Source organism: Paenibacillus sp. WG02 (genome assembly GCF_055396115.1).
On sequence record NZ_AP036016.1, the window covers coordinates 7,374,306 to 7,390,092 of the forward strand.

Sequence of the window (15,787 nt, forward strand, 5' to 3'; positions counted from 1 at the left end):
TTGTGTTAGTATACGTTTATCCCTAGTCCAAGGAATGTACCAATGCCCATAAAGCCAAAAATTAGGCTTGGTTTTATGGGCCAAGCAGGTTAAAAGTCCAAGCAGGCTCGAAAATGGCAGGCTATCCGCACCATGATACCTCTCCCTTTCGCTTCATATATTTGTTACAATTGAACAATGGTATATACTTGATGGTATCATCCCATCCCCAGTGTCTGAATTCCCATACCTTAGAAGGAGGAGGGAGTATGATGAATCATACAACTCAAAACACGAATTCCGACTTTCGGCATTTAACATACTCTCATGCCCCTGATTATTCTGAGATGCATCTTCATCATAAGCTTTGGAATTATTTCCACGAAAAACAAATCGAGAATCGTTTGCTCTCTTGGGCCAAATCCGCTAAAGGCGATTATTTCCGTCAGCCGCTGGATTGGAATTTTGTCGAGGGCAATCTTGTCGTTCAGCTTTCTCCATTACCAGAAGGCTATTTGCCGTTTTCGCATATAGAAAAAGCTGCATTAAGTGATGAATCCAAAGGTAAATTGCTAATCTCCATTTGTAGAGCAATTTCCATTTTGCACGAAGAGCAGTTTTATATGGGCTTTTTGCTGCCAGAGCAGCTTTTTTTCAATCCGCAAACGTTAGGCATTATTATCGATGTCCAGCCATTCCCTTCTGCTATCGAATTTATTAATCATTTATTGACGGACTTTTCATTCCCTTCATTTCCACGTTATGCACGGCGATTTCTGCTTTCCCGAGCTGCTGATTTTGAAGCTATCCATCTACTGATTCATACGATATATGGCTCCAACTCCATGCCTAATAACCTGCTGCAATTATCAGAACGTCTGCGTATTGAGCCAGAAACTATTTTATTTGCTGATGAAATTGCCGATATCATTCGAGCAGCCTTTCAACTGCCTGAGCAGATACAACCGCTTATTTCCCATAGCAGCCCCAACTGGCTGCACCCTGCCGCCGCACCAATTACACAAGAGCATCAAAAGCTTTTTCGTTATTTTTTACAGTCAAATGAGAATCGTTTATTGGGGCTCGTTTGTGCGGATGAGGCTATTCGATTTGATGTTTATACGCAGCATATCAATGAGATGTTAGAAAGAGGCTATTTCTTCAAAATTGTCTCCCAAGGGCTTCCTTATTCAACTTTGCGTGAAGTGGTCTCCAGAACCTTACATCTTGGCTTTGGCTTATTTCCAGAATCAATCACCATGCTGCGGAATCTTTCTCGTAAATTTGACCAGCTTCTCAAAAAGCACTATGAAGGCGACGATATCCTTTATTTGCTAACGGAGTGGTTGTATCAATTTTTTTGTTCCATTATCCCGATGTTCCCTGTTCAAAATATTTTTTACATTTTTGAAAACAGCGAACACTTCGATGAAGATTCCCAGCTCATTTTCCTTAACTTCTGGAGAGAACATGGTCATGAAATGACCGGCTTGCATGTTATTTTCAGCGGCAGCCAGACACCTTCACAATTCACTAGCTTATCCTTTCAAACACTTGAAATTCATCATGCGGACCAGGCGATTTATGAACAACTGTTGTCTTCACAATTGGGACGAGCTGATTCCACGTTACTATCCGAATTGAAAAATTGGTTTTATGAGCACAAGATCAACTTTAGTCACTGCCGCATTATTCTGCAGGAGCTCATTCAATCTGGAAGTATTCATCTCACTAACAAGGGCTGGCACAAAACAACAACATTTCATCTTGATTATGCAAAGCTCCAATCTCTTCCCTTGTTTTCTAAGCGAATCTCCCTTTTGAACAATGAGGAACTGGAGCTGCTACGGCTTTTATGCTGTTTGCCAATGCCAATAAGTGTGTTTTCCCTGTTTAAGGCTAATGAAGCGGATTTAGGAAACATCCTGTCTTCGGTTACGAAGCTGGCAGAGCTTGGCCTTGTTCATGTCAGTCACAATGATAGTTTATTTATCTCAACTGAAATTACCGAATTGGTCTTGCAGCAGCTGCCAGCCGTTCAACAAATGTCTTACCACCAAACAGCACTGATTTACCAGCATCAATTCCGTCCAGTTGGTTTACCTCAACTCATTTCACTGTCCAGCCAAGCGAGTGAGTTTAAGGTAGAATATTATTTGCTATTAAAATATTATAAACAGATCCGTTCCCTTCTCTCTTATGGACAAAAGGTTGAATTATTAGAACGCATCAAATATTTATATGAAAAATTAGAACGGCCTTATCTCATTTTCCTAGACAGGCTGCTAAGTAGAATGTATCTTCTGCTTAACCAATTTGCTCTTTCCGAACAATTGGCTCTAGCTGTATATGAACGAACAGGCCAAATCACCGATCGTTTCGAGTGGATGTATATCCGCATCATCCAAAATGATTTGGATGTTTATATTTTACGGGAGCAGCTGTTCCCCTTTATTTTCGATGAAAGTCAGGCATTAGAAGACCGGGTACGGGCTGCTTTTCTACTCAATACCAGCAATCTCTGTTTCCCTCTACAGGATGATGAGGTGCGTAAGCTTCATGTCTTCTATACCGAGGTCGTCTATCCAAAGAGAAATTTGCTTTCACTTCGCCATTTTGCGGAGATTACGAACTATTATACGATTAATATGCTGATTCATTTTCCTGAAACCGAGGAGTGGGCTTTATCCATTGCAGCTAAGTTAGAACCGCTTCTGCAAACATCACCTCATACGGACCTCATGCTCCGTCTTTATGACTTATATTCCTATCAGAGCAACAATAAACTGATCAATACATATGTATATCGCGGGATTGAAGGTGCCAAGCGCTCTGGCTACACGACGAAGGAACAAGTAGGCCATCTGAATGCCATGGAGTTCTCTTTAAATCAAGGAGATTTGGCCAGCTACTACTATCACAAAGAACGTGTTCTGCAGGTTGACGAATTGCGGCGCAAGGATTTGGCCGAGACATATTTAACGAATCAGTTGTTATATGCACTTGAATGGGACCAGTGGGAACTGTTTCAAGAATTGGAAGCCCTCCTTTTCGAGCAGCAAATCACAGAGTCGAGTATGGCTTTATTATCCGTTTTTCAAGGTTATGTCGCTTTCCGTCAAAATCAACCTATCATCGTCCCGGGCTTTTTGAAATTTGAGAACACATCGTTCTTCTTGGACGCACTGTTTCAAACTAGAGAAGGAAATTTGGAGCTAGCCTGCAAGCTTTTTGAACAATTTATTTCGAAAAATAACTCAGGGATGTATGCTGGTTGGGCTTACCGAGAATTGCTTACGCTTCTCTTAGAGCTTCGCTCGGAGAATATGGGGATTTGGTTTGAAAACTTTGAAGCTTATCTCAAACGATGCTCTTTTGACATCTTTTGGCCAGATTATTTTAGACTTTCGGCGGAGAGGTCCATCTATGAGGGCGATGTTCAAAATGCGATGCTCTATTTGCGACGAGCGTTAAATGGTTATCAAATTATTCAAAAGGAAACTTGGCTCCCCTACTTAACCGATTGCATGGAACGGGTTATTCGGCCCACCTTTGCCCCGGCATCACCTGCGATTATGCAGGATGATTTTGTTCGAAAAATGATTGCCGACCGAGAGCAATGGCTGCTTCTGTCCTTGGATTTACAAATCATCATCGAGCTCAGTGAGCAGGTTACTGAAACTTTAGATCTAATGACAACCATGCAGAGGTTGACCAAGGCACTTTTTGACTACTTTCCAGTCATTCAGCTCGCCATCACCTACACATTGCTGCATTATAAACAAAAGGTTTTCGTGACAGCTTCCGGTCTAAGAGACCACGATGAATTGGTTGCCTATCAAACCCGAAGTGAAGATAGCTGGGCTCACACTTTCACTCTCTTTCAACGAGGGGATCAAGCTATTACGCTCCAGGTTTATGTAGATGGGATGACCAAAACAAAGCTGCAGCATATGGAGCATTTTCTTTCTTTCATCAAACCGCATATTATCAACGTTCTCTTGCATAGAGAGATGGTGATTGATAACCTGACCGGCTTTTATTTACGCGGTTATTTCATGGAAAAGCTGAGAGAAGATTTCGATCTCTCTAGACGCTATAACCTCGACTTATCCGTGATCATGATCGATGTAGATAATTTCCGCAAGGTCAATGAGTTTGGACATCCGGAAGGGGACCGAGTTTTACGTGAAATCGCAGATATATTCCGGTTTCATTTAAGAAAGAGCGATATCGCTGGACGATATGGCGGCGAGGAGCTTATTCTCATTTTACCTAAAACGGATGGGAAGGAAGCCCTCAAGATTGCCCATCAGCTGCGAGGCGAAATTGAGAGAGAATTTGCCTTCGGACGCCCTTACCAAATCACTGTCAGTGTGGGCGTATCTTCCCTAGAGCTCTGCAGTCCAACTTCGATAGAGGAATTAATTGAACAGGCTGATACGGCGGAGATTACTGCGAAGCAGACGGGGAAGAACAAGGTTGTTGCGGCTTGGGAGATTTGATATTTGCTTATTGAGGTGAATGCTATGGAACAACTGTTAAAACAGATACTAACTAAATTAGAAGTGATGGATTTGAAGATCGACCGAATCCAACAAACCTTAGATGCACACCATGTTGAGAATATCGAAACCGACAATAAGTTACTTGAAACGATCCAGACCACAACCTTCACAATAAGCCCATAAGGGCTTTTTTTTATGTTAATAAGATCGTGCTTCTATAAAGTCATCATGGAGCGCCGACGAAAAGATCTGTGATTTGCTCGACGACTCCGTCTGAAGACGGAGCTGTATGTCATCCGCCGGATGGTTCAGACGCGCCGATCGATCCTATATAATGAAATCAATAAGATGCTGAAGAAATCGAGCTAATTTTAAAGGAGATATGTTTATGATGAAAAACATGCGTAAAACCAAGGATGTCGGCATTTATGGCTTAACTGCAAAGTGGTATGATAAGAATTCTCGCAAAAGTCGAATGACTCAAATGCAAACCTATGCGAATGAAGTTGCAACTTTTGTCGGCAAACGTGCAAATATTTTGGAAGTTGCTCCAGGCCCGGGTTATTTGTCGATTGAACTCGCCAAGAAAGGGTTTAACGTTACAGGAGTTGAGATTAGCCCAGACTTTGTGAAAATTGAAAAAGATAATGCAAAAGAAGCAAATGTTTCAGTTGATTTTAAAGAGGGTAACGCATCCCATCTACCATGCGAAGATAGCTTTTTTGATTCTATTATTTGCAGTGCTGCATTCAAGAACTTTAAGGACCCCGTAAAGGCGCTTAGTGAAATGTATCGAGTGCTGAAAGAGGGCGGAACCTCCCTAATCGTCGACATGAATTACGAGGCAACATCTGAAGATATTAACAATGAGATTAGACAGACAGGAATGAAAGGATTTGACAAGCATTTTGTGAAGTTTGCATTCAAAACTTTCCTAAAACAAGGTGCTTACACGAAAGAAGATTTTGAATCTCTTTTAAAAGAAACCCCTTTTAAGAACTACAAGATCAAAAAAGAAGGTATTAGTTTATTTGTCTATCTTTATAAATAGCAAGTTCCTTTACCAAACCGAAAAAGAAAGAGGCCTCCCATAAGTTCAGTGAACTCATGAGAAGCCTCTATTTTGGGCACGACTTACATCATGCCGCCCATTCCACCCATGCCGCCCATATCAGGCATGCCTGGTTTGTCTTTTTCTGGTTTGTCAGCGATAACCGCTTCAGTTGTCAAGAACATAGCTGCTACGGATGCTGCGTTTTGCAGTGCGGAACGAGTTACTTTAGCAGGATCAACGATACCTGCTTCGAACATGTTCACCCATTGGCCAGTTGCTGCGTTGTAGCCGATGCCTACTTTTTCGTTCTTGAGGCGCTCAACGATAACGGAGCCTTCTTGACCAGCGTTAGCTGCGATTGTGCGAACTGGCTCTTCTAGGGAGCGCAGGATGATGTTAACGCCTGTTTGCTCGTCGCCAACAGCTACTACCTTAGCTACTGCGTTGTACACGTTAACCAGGGCTGTACCACCGCCAGAAACGATACCTTCTTCAACAGCTGCACGAGTTGCGTTCAGAGCATCTTCGATACGAAGTTTGCGCTCTTTCAGCTCAGTTTCAGTTGCTGCGCCAACTTTGATAACAGCTACGCCGCCAGAAAGTTTAGCCAAACGCTCTTGCAATTTTTCTTTATCGAAATCGGAAGTTGTTTCTTCCAATTGTGCGCGAATTTGAGTAACACGTGCTGCGATGTCTTTTTTGTCGCCAGCGCCATCAACGATGATTGTGTTCTCTTTGGTTACGCGGATTTGACGCGCGCTACCCAATTGCTCAGGACGCGTGGATTTCAGATCCAAACCAAGCTCTTCTGTGATCACTTGGCCACCAGTTAGAGCAGCGATATCGCCAAGCATAGCTTTACGACGGTCACCGAAACCAGGAGCTTTAACAGCTACGCAAGTGAATGTGCCACGAAGTCTGTTCACAACAAGCGTTGCTTGTGCTTCGCCTTCAACATCTTCAGCAATGATCAGAAGTTGTTTGCCGGATTGAACCACTTTTTCAAGAACAGGCAAGATTTCTTGGATGTTCGAGATTTTTTTGTCAGTGATCAGGATGTATGGGTTGTCAAGGACAGCTTCCATTTTATCCGTGTCAGTGATCATGTATGGGGAAGTGTAACCACGGTCGAATTGCATACCTTCTACAACTTCTAGTTCAGTAAGGAATCCTTTGGATTCTTCAACTGTGATAACACCGTCTTTACCTACTTTTTCCATAGCTTCAGCGATCAATTCGCCTACTTCTTCGTCAGCAGCAGAGATTGCCGCTACTTGTGCGATGGATTGTTTGCCTTCGATTGGCTTCGCAATAGCTTGAAGCTCTTCTACAGCCGCTTTAACAGCTTTCTCGATACCTTTGCGGATAACCATTGGGTTAGCGCCTGCAGTAACGTTTTTCAGACCTTCGCGGATCATAGCTTGTGCTAGAACCGTTGCAGTTGTTGTACCGTCACCAGCAACATCGTTAGTTTTGGTAGCAACTTCTTTAACAAGTTGAGCTCCCATGTTTTCGAAAGCATCTTCAAGCTCGATTTCTTTCGCGATCGTAACACCGTCATTTGTGATCAACGGGCTGCCGAATTTTTTCTCAAGAACAACGTTACGGCCTTTAGGACCGAGGGTTACTTTTACAGCATTAGCTAAAGCATCTACCCCACGAAGCATCGCGCGGCGTGCGTCTTCACTGAACTTAATTTCTTTTGCCATGATAGGAAACCTCCTCTAATTTAGAACCTGTACATAGTAAGTAGTATTACGGAAAAACTAAGTAAACGCAGTGCCGATCTATATCCTGCTAAATTAGGCTAATACAGCGAGAATGTCGCTTTCGCGCAAGATCAACAGTTCGCGGCCTTCGTATTTCACTTCAGTTCCAGCGTATTTGGAGAAAATGATGCGGTCGCCTTCGCTTACTTCAAGCGGAACACGAACGCCATCTTTCAACGCGCCTGCGCCTACAGCTACAACTTTACCTTCTTGTGGTTTTTCTTTAGCTGTATCTGGCAGCACGATGCCACTTGCTGTAGTCTCCTCTTTCGCAACGGCTTCAATGATTACTCGATCACCTAACGGTCTGATCATGGAAAAATAGCCTCCTTTAGAAAATTGGTATTGGGTGTATTCGGTTATTAGCACTCGAATGTGTTTAGTGCTAACAACAATTCTTATGATACTCATTCTGGGAGTAATTTGCAAGTCCTTTTACACATTTTTCATTCTTTCAGGCACCCCCCTCATTCTACCCAAATGAAAAACAAATATTCCCTTTGAAAAAAGAAAAACAGCCTGCACCTTATGCAGACTGTTTTATTATTTAGGACCGAACTCCCGCTCCCACTCAGCATCCTTCGCCAACTGTTTACGATAGATAAATCCCGACATAAAGACGCTAAATTCATACAAAACAATAAGCGGCAAAGCCACTAAGATAGCCGATATCGCATCTGGCGGCGTGATAACCGTAGATAAAATAACGAGCAGCATGTAGGCATATCTTCTGAACTTGTGAAGACGCTTCGGATTCAAAAGGCGAATCTTCGTGAGGAACATCACGACAATCGGCATTTCAAACGTAATGGCCAGCGGAAGAATAATGTTGAACATGAATGTAAAATATTGCGCCGCGCCATACATCTCCGTGATGTCGAGACTGTGGCTAATGGAGGAAGTAAAGTAAAAGGCCATCGGAAAAACAACCCAATAACCGAAGGAAAGACCTACCAAAAAGAGCAAAAACGCATATGGAATATAAATAATCGAAGCCTTCTGCTCAGCCTCACGCAAGCCTGGCTTAACAAACGCCCATATATGATAAAGAATAACCGGCAGGGTAATCAGAATACCTACGGCCAATCCAAAATTCATATACAAGCGCAGGGCATCCCACGGGGAAAAAACGTTCCAACTGATGCCATTAGCAGGAGGAATGTTTTTGAGGTAACGAATGATGGGCTTCGCGCTGATTAATCCGCCTACCATCCCTACGACCAGGACAGCCAGTACCCACATGATTCGTTTGCGCAGCTCACCAAGGTGCTCTACGAGTGACATTTCTTCGTTCGTTGTCATATTTCACCAACCTGATCTAGTGGATCAAACCTATACGGCTGAAGCACTTGTTATGCTGAAAAGAAAGCGGCTAGTCCGGTAGACGCCGCGTGCTGCTTGGCGGCGCTGCAGACGCTGCCGATGAGGCGGGTGTTGCGTTCGGTCGAGCGGGTGGCGTCGGAGTGACTGACGGTGCTTTCACAGCGGACACCGCTGCCGGTGTCTGCTCGGTCTGCACGACCGCGTGGACAGCTTCAGCATTGGCGGAAGAGCCGGACTCCGCTACTTCTGGTGTAGCTGTACTCGGTTCGACAGCCGACTTGACTAATGAGGGAGCTGTAGTCATAAACTCCACAGCCGCTCTCCCGGAAGGAGCACCTGCTTCGACAGGGTTTGACGAGGCTGCTCCGTCTTGAGTCGAAACCTGCGGAGCAGGTTTGACCTGATCTGCCGGCTTCGGCGCCGCCGCTTCTTCAGACTCATCGTTCAGCAGTGCGTGGGCGCCTTTCTTAAAATCCCTGATCGTGCGCCCAAGCACGCGGCCAATTTCGGGCAGCTTCTGCGGTCCAAATAGTACAAGAGCAACGACTGCTATTAATAAGAGCTCGGTGAAACCGATATTTTGAAACATGGACTTCATCTCCATTATTTGTTGCGACTTCATCTAAACCGTATAACAAATTAGCAAACGCTGAAATCGGCAACGAAATCTCCTAGTGGGTGGTAACTGAGGTCAACACCTTCACTATAGTCACACACTTTTGCATTAGCTGCAAAAAGTGCAGTTATTTGGCTACTTTTCACCTCTACGGCCCACTTTACCTGCATTTTGTACATCAAAATCAGCTAAAAACAGCCAATTTACCGCCAAAGCGCCAAAAAAGATGTACATTTTGCAGCAAATTGCTAGATACGAAACAAATTCAACCAATTAACTGCACAAAATGCAGCTAAATGTTTGAATGTGCTCTAACAAGCAAAATCAACTTGTAAGCCATGCAACAAATCACACAATAAATTCAAACAAGCTTAACTTGCAGGATTTCATCGACTACCACTAGCACTGATAAAACCCGCCGTACCCCATCTCCGTAATGTCGCTGCGCACGATCGTCTCGCCCGCGCAAATCCGCGGGAGCAGCACGTCAAAGGACGTGTACGGGTCATGCATCACGCAACCCGGCAAGCCCATGATCGGCACATCGCCCAGATAGGCGATCATCAGCATCGAGCCCGGCAGCATCGGCGTGCCGTAGCTGACCACGCGGGCGCCGGCCATCTTGATCGCACCCGGTGTGCGATCGTCCGGGTCCACGGACATGCCGCCCGTGACCAAAACCAGATCCACGCCCAGCGCTAGCAGCGCGTGGATCTCACCCACTATCGCTTCGCTGTCGTCCGACACGAAGCGTTGGTCTACCACCTCGGAGCCGAGCTGCGCCAGCTTCTCCTTCACGACCGGGCCGAATTTATCCTTGATTCGGCCCTTGAAGACCTCGCTGCCCGTCGTAATCACGCCGACGCGCAGCTTGCGAAACGGCTTCACCTCTAAGAAGGTGAAGCCCTCCGCACGTCGAGCGGCAGCCAGACGCTCGACCTCTACAACCTTCGCTTCGTCAACAATCAGCGGGATCACCCGCGTGCCGACTAACGAAGCGCCTGCCTGAACGACCGTGTTGCTGCGAATTGTCGACAACACGACCTCATCAACGGCGTTCACACTGTCGACGAACGCCTTATCGATCTTAACCAAGCCGTGAATCGCCGATTTCACGTTTACTTTGCCCTCATGCGGCTCCGTCAGCGTGAGCCCATCCCCAGCTATGGCCTTTGCCATGCGCAGCGCAGCTTCATCCTCATGCAGGTAGCCAGGCTGCAGCTCCATCACATAGATATGCTCTTTGCCGATGCTCAGAAGCGCAGGAATATCGGCCTCAGTCACCTGATGACCTTTGCGAAACAGGCGCCCTTTGAACTCACCAGGCAAAATCTGAGTCAGATCATGAGGCAAAATCATACCGATGGCATCTTCGACTTTAACCTCGCGCAGCATGGAATCATGTTTGCTCATCCTTGGTCACCTTCTTGCTTGACCCTGGCAATTAGTTCATGTTCGCTCACCCATGGTCACCTTCTTTGCCTGTTAGAATCCCCAGCGCATGCGGAAGCTGATCGATGATCGCCATCAGATTCTCCTGCACGCCCTTGGGACTGCCCGGCAAATTAATGATTAGCGTGCGCCCGCGAATGCCGGATACCGCTCTGGAAAGCATAGCTTTCCGTGTTTTTTGCATCGAAATCATCCGCATAGCTTCAGCAAAACCCGGTGCTACCCGGTCAATCACATTAAGCGTTGCTTCCGGTGTCACATCTCGGGGGGCTAGTCCCGTTCCACCAGTCGTTAAAATCAAGTCAGCCTGGTAATAATCCGTCATTTCTATTAATGAAGCCATGATTTCATCCATCTCATCCGGAACGACCCGATATTCGATGATCTCGCCTTGAATTTCCTCTTCAATCAGCTCGCGGATTACCTGAGCGCTAGTGTCTTCTCGTTCTCCTCGGTAACCGCGGTCACTGGCTGTCAAAATCGCAACTTTCCAGTGCATCCTTCGTCACCTCTCCCTTGTTAACTGAATGAGATAACCCCACTAACCTGAGTGATCGTCGACTTTCATTTCTATGAAATAAACTGCTTTATCTGTCTAGTCGCGTCACTGTCAACTATCTTGTCTGTGAAAATCCCCGTTTTTGCCGCCTGTTTTGAGGACAAGCAGCGTAGAGCTGATAATCATATCCTTCTCTACTGCTTTGCACATGTCGTAGACGGTTAACGCGGCGGCGGATACGGCAGTTAATGCCTCCATCTCAACACCAGTCGGACCCGTCGTCCGGACAGTTGCTTCTATGTATAGTTCATTGTTGCCATTATCAGCAAACTGAATATCAATGCCCGTCAGCGCAATCGGATGGCACATTGGAATCCAGTCAGACGTTTTTTTGGCGGCCATGATGCCAGCCACTTGCGCAACGGCGAGGACGTCGCCTTTTTTCATTTTACCCTGCTTAATTAAATCGAGCGTCTCGCTCTTCATCATTAAAGTGGAACGCGCGGTAGCCGTACGCTTCGTCTCTGCTTTGTCCGAAATGTCGACCATTCGTGCTCGTCCCTGCTCATTAAAATGGGTTAATGGAGAAGAATCGGGCAAAGCACTCACCTCTATTTTAGGATTCTGATTTGAAGACCATTTTGCTTTCGGTGACGATCCCGTCAACTCGGAAATCATGCCAGGAAGAAGGAACCGCAGGAATCAACTGATTATCAAAAGCGGCCGCAACCGCAAATGGCCGCTTAAGCCCGCGCGCAGCAAATAGCTGCATGAAGCGATCATAAAAACCGCCTCCATAGCCAAGTCTGCCGAAATCCAAATCAAAAGCAAGCCCTGGCACTAAGATCATAGATAGGGTAGACAAATCGTGCTCAATCGGCACCTCGCTGCGAGGTTCTCTGATGCCATATGCTCCGCTTTCCACATCTTCATAGCTGCTTATGATATGCAAATTCATCGTCTTCGTATCTGCTACAACCTTCGGCACAACCACACGAATTCCCTGCTGCCAACACCATTCCATCAGAGGGGCAACATCCGGCTCAGACCGAAAAGGCATATAACTCATGATCGTAGGCGGAGCGGACGTTTCATTCTGTCCATGCCCAAGAAGCCTATCGCTGCATAGTTTTATCAATCTTTCATTTATGCGCTGCTGCTTCTCTTCACGTTCTTCATTCATGATGGAGGAGCGCAGTTCTTCCATTTCTTTGCGTAATTCGATTTTCCGCTCTCGGATGTTCATACTAGCTTCAGCCCTTCCCTAACGAGGAGTGGTTTCCCCCATTTTAACATAAACAAGGAAAAAAACTATACTCGCACCGAAGACCCCAGCCGAATGAGCGTTATTACGGGAAAATGGTCCGAGAATATCGTCGGAATCGCCCATGAAGATTGGACATTCTTCCTATTTGTAAAAATGTGATCGATCCTTTTTCCATCCACAAATGTCGATTTCACATCATCTCGTAATGGCACATTCGTGAGCTGTGTTGGTTCTATTTTGAACGGAAAAGAGTCTAATTCCATATTAAAATCCCCTGCGACAACAAGTGGGTCATCGTAGTTTGATACCTTTTCTGAAATACGAGCAAGTTGAACGCTTCGATCCTCTTTGGATAGACCCAAATGTGTGTCGGCTATTCGAACGGGTTCAGAACCAACCTTGATTTTTACCACTAACAGGCTTCTAGGTTCCTTATTCCCAGGAAGCAGCGTATAGCTGCTGTCCTCAATTGGATATCGGCTGAGAATCGCATTGCCATATTGCCCCGCCTTTATATGTGAGACTTTGGTCTCCGACCAAAGATCCCTATATTAGGTGCAAAACGCATATCCATCCCAAGCAGCTCGGCCAATTCCTTCGCTTGATCCACATACCCGCTGCGCCAGCGGTACCGATCCACTTCTTGCAAGGCGATGACGTCGGCTTTGGCATTTTGAATGAGGTCAGCAATACGTTGTATATTTACTCTACCATCTAAACCTTCACCGTGGTGGATATTAAACGTCATAATCGTGAATGCTGCTGGGGAAGTGGTTGAACTAGACGCGGGAATTGCAGATATCGCATGCCTCCCAATGTCTGAAGAGCTTGATACTCCTTGACACAGACATATCAACAGAAGCAGGGGTAAGAACGAATAGCCTATATGCTTAGCATGCCTCAAAAGTACCATTTACCCATCCCCTACCCATTCTCATTTATGCAAAATTAAGCATACGATGCCGCCTCGCATGGTGTATACTAGTGAATTGATGGGATTTATAAGAGAGCGAAAGGACGGGCTAGATCAAGCCCTTTCATTAATAAGCAGGAGGTAGCAGCAGATGCTATTACAGGTTTCAAACATTTCCAAAAGCTATGGGGTACGCTCTGTACTCTCCAATATAACGCTTCAGATCGAAAACAGGGAACGGATCGGTTTAGTTGGCGTGAATGGCGCCGGTAAATCGACACTGCTCCAAATTATTGCCGGCGAAATGTCCTATGACAGCGGGGACTTATTCAAGGCGAAAGAAACGAAAATCGGCTATTTAAAGCAAAATAGCGGTCTGCAAACGGACAAGTCGATCTGGAACGAGCTGCTCAGCGTGTTTAGTTCCTTGCTGGAGACGGAGCGAGAACTTCGTGAACTTGAAGCATTAATGGCAGACCCTAATTTGATCTCGGACGAAAAAAAGTACGAAACCACGATGAATCGTTACGCTCAGCGCTCCGAATGGTTCCGTGAACATGGGGGCTATGAAATTGAAGCGAAAATCCGCGGCATTTTGCATGGGATGGGCTTCGGACAGTTTCCTCCGGATACGTTAGTCAAAACGCTCAGCGGCGGTCAAAAAACAAGACTTGCCCTTGCTAAAATGCTGCTCGAAGAACCTGATCTCCTCATGCTCGATGAGCCGACGAACCATTTGGACATTCCAACGCTAACTTGGTTAGAGGGTTATTTACGCGGCTATCCCGGTGCTATTCTGGTCGTGTCTCATGACCGTTTTTTCCTGGATGCTTTGGTGACTTCTATCTATGAAATTGAGCGAAATGCTTCCAAGCGGTATACCGGGAACTATTCCCGATTCATCGAGATTAAAGAAGCTAATTATGAAATCGAAATGAAGCAGTTCGAAAAACAGCAGGATGAAATTGCGAAGCTGGAGGATTTTGTTCAGCGCAACATTGTGCGTGCTTCGACGACGAAGAGAGCGCAGAGCCGCCGCAAGCAGCTGGAAAAAATGGATCGACTCGACAAGCCGATGGGGGATTTGAAGCGGGCTTCGTTTTCTTTTGAAATCGAGCAGACTTCCGGCAAGGAAGTGCTGCAGGTTGATCGTTTGGCGCTTTCCTATGATGGAAAGAAGCGATTGCTTGATGGCGTCTCCTTCCAGCTTCGTCGTTCGGAAACCGCTGCACTCATTGGACCTAACGGTGTAGGCAAATCCACCTTGCTCAAAACATTAATTGGTCAGCACAAACAAGACGCAGGCACCTTCAAATGGGGCGCTGGCGTCACGATTGGCTATTACGATCAAGAGCAGACGGGACTGACCCCGACCAACAACGTGCTGGAGGAAGTGTGGAACACTTATCCTCATTTGGAGGAGGCGCGGATTCGGACAGTGCTAGGAAGCTTTCTTTTTAGCGGTGAAGATGTGTTCAAAAAGGTCGCTGCCTTAAGCGGCGGGGAAAAAGCCCGCGTAGCCTTAGCCAAGCTGATGCTGCAAAAAGCGAATGTTTTGATCCTCGATGAGCCTACCAACCATTTGGATTTGTACAGCAAAGAGGTTTTGGAGTCGGCCTTGATGGATTACGAGGGCACTCTTCTCTTCATCTCCCATGACCGTTACTTCCTGAACAAGATGGCTGAGAGCATGCTCGATCTGCAGAAGGATGGGCTTACGAGTTATCTTGGCAACTACGACGATTACGTGGAGAAAAAGGCCGAGCTCGCCGAAATGGAAGCGAAGCGGCTGGCCAAAGAAGCGGAGAAGAAGGCCGCTGGAGGCAGCGTTTCGGCTGGGAAAAGTGAACCCACGAGTGGCGGTGGGTATGAAGCGGACAAGCTGGCGAAGCGCGAAGAACGCAGCCGCCAGCGTAAGCTGGAGCAGCTCGAGCTCGACATTGCTCGGCTGGAAGATGAAGTGACCGCCTTGGAGGCGGAGCTTGCTGACCCAGCTGTGTACAATGACTATGTGCTCGTTCAGGAGAAAACCGCTGCGGTTGATGAACGGAAGAGTGCGCTCGCTGCTTGTTATGAGGAGTGGGAGCTTTTGTTGGCTTGATTGCTCACTTAACGATGCTGAGCGTTGTTAAGTAAGGTAGGATGGAATCATTGGGTTTATAATGGGAGGTTTAGCGATGTAAAACATCGTTAAACCCCCCTGTCGCTTATTTACTTCACCTTTAACGATGTTTTACATCGTTAAAGGTGGTCGGATGGTGTCACTGTGCGCATAATGGGAGGTTTAGCGATGTAAAACATCGTTAAACCTCCCTGTCGCTTATTTACTTCACCTTTAACGATGTTTTACATCGTTAAGTGTGGTCGGATGGTGTCACTGTGCGCATAATGGGAGGTTTAGCGATGT

General features: G+C 46.1%; 13 protein-coding genes. 3 read left to right on the forward strand and 10 right to left on the reverse strand.

Annotated features, from left to right (window positions below):
- The first annotated feature begins 248 nt into the window (after nt 1-248).
- Nucleotides 249-4,484 (forward strand): GGDEF domain-containing protein, encoded by a 4,236-nt coding sequence (locus tag ACBP55_RS33360; RefSeq protein WP_464647845.1) that lies wholly within the window; start codon nt 249-251, stop codon nt 4,482-4,484.
- 391 nt (nt 4,485-4,875) lie between these two features.
- Nucleotides 4,876-5,538, forward strand: coding sequence for a class I SAM-dependent methyltransferase (locus tag ACBP55_RS33365; RefSeq protein WP_464647847.1), 663 nt, complete (start codon nt 4,876-4,878; stop codon nt 5,536-5,538).
- A gap of 83 nt (nt 5,539-5,621) precedes the next feature.
- Here the strand turns inward: ACBP55_RS33365 and groL are convergent, their stop codons facing one another.
- The 10 genes from groL to ACBP55_RS33415 all read right to left on the reverse strand — a co-directional run bounded on the left by groL (nt 5,622) and on the right by ACBP55_RS33415 (nt 13,215).
- The gene (gene groL, locus ACBP55_RS33370) at nt 5,622-7,250 is read right to left on the reverse strand and encodes a chaperonin GroEL (protein ID WP_029197032.1); all 1,629 of its coding nucleotides are present in this window, start codon (nt 7,248-7,250) and stop codon (nt 5,622-5,624) included.
- A 93-nt stretch (nt 7,251-7,343) separates the two neighbouring features.
- Nucleotides 7,344-7,625, reverse strand: coding sequence for a co-chaperone GroES (groES, locus tag ACBP55_RS33375; protein ID WP_028553854.1), 282 nt, complete (start codon nt 7,623-7,625; stop codon nt 7,344-7,346).
- Nucleotides 7,626-7,853: 228 nt separating this feature from the next.
- A complete protein-coding gene (tatC, locus tag ACBP55_RS33380; protein ID WP_464647850.1) occupies nt 7,854-8,612 on the reverse strand; it encodes a twin-arginine translocase subunit TatC in 759 nt (252 codons plus the stop codon).
- 70 nt (nt 8,613-8,682) lie between these two features.
- Nucleotides 8,683-9,222 carry a twin-arginine translocase TatA/TatE family subunit gene (gene tatA, locus ACBP55_RS33385; protein ID WP_464647852.1) on the reverse strand — a complete coding sequence of 180 codons (540 nt, stop codon included), beginning with the start codon at nt 9,220-9,222 and terminating at the stop codon, nt 8,683-8,685.
- A 426-nt stretch (nt 9,223-9,648) separates the two neighbouring features.
- Complete coding sequence (locus ACBP55_RS33390) at nt 9,649-10,662, reverse strand: molybdopterin-binding protein (RefSeq protein WP_464647854.1); 1,014 nt, start codon at nt 10,660-10,662, stop codon at nt 9,649-9,651.
- Nucleotides 10,663-10,708: 46 nt separating this feature from the next.
- A complete protein-coding gene (locus ACBP55_RS33395) occupies nt 10,709-11,200 on the reverse strand; it encodes a MogA/MoaB family molybdenum cofactor biosynthesis protein (RefSeq protein ID WP_029197035.1) in 492 nt (163 codons plus the stop codon).
- A gap of 111 nt (nt 11,201-11,311) precedes the next feature.
- Nucleotides 11,312-11,800: a cyclic pyranopterin monophosphate synthase MoaC gene (gene moaC, locus ACBP55_RS33400; RefSeq protein ID WP_464647857.1), complete on the reverse strand. Its 489-nt coding sequence runs from the start codon at nt 11,798-11,800 to the stop codon at nt 11,312-11,314.
- A 16-nt stretch (nt 11,801-11,816) separates the two neighbouring features.
- On the reverse strand, nt 11,817-12,446 hold the full coding sequence (locus ACBP55_RS33405) for a 5-formyltetrahydrofolate cyclo-ligase (RefSeq protein ID WP_464647859.1): 630 nt from the start codon (nt 12,444-12,446) through the stop codon (nt 11,817-11,819).
- A gap of 65 nt (nt 12,447-12,511) precedes the next feature.
- Nucleotides 12,512-12,982, reverse strand: coding sequence for an endonuclease/exonuclease/phosphatase family protein (locus ACBP55_RS33410; RefSeq protein WP_464653518.1), 471 nt, complete (start codon nt 12,980-12,982; stop codon nt 12,512-12,514).
- The gene (locus tag ACBP55_RS33415) at nt 12,979-13,215 is read right to left on the reverse strand and encodes an endonuclease/exonuclease/phosphatase family protein (protein ID WP_464647860.1); all 237 of its coding nucleotides are present in this window, start codon (nt 13,213-13,215) and stop codon (nt 12,979-12,981) included. Before ACBP55_RS33415 ends, ACBP55_RS33410 begins: the two co-directional genes overlap by 4 nt.
- A 316-nt stretch (nt 13,216-13,531) precedes the next feature.
- Here ACBP55_RS33415 and ACBP55_RS33420 point away from each other — a divergent pair, with 316 nt between their 5' ends.
- Nucleotides 13,532-15,481: an ABC transporter ATP-binding protein gene (locus tag ACBP55_RS33420; protein WP_464647862.1), complete on the forward strand. Its 1,950-nt coding sequence runs from the start codon at nt 13,532-13,534 to the stop codon at nt 15,479-15,481.
- Nucleotides 15,482-15,787: the final 306 nt, after the last annotated feature.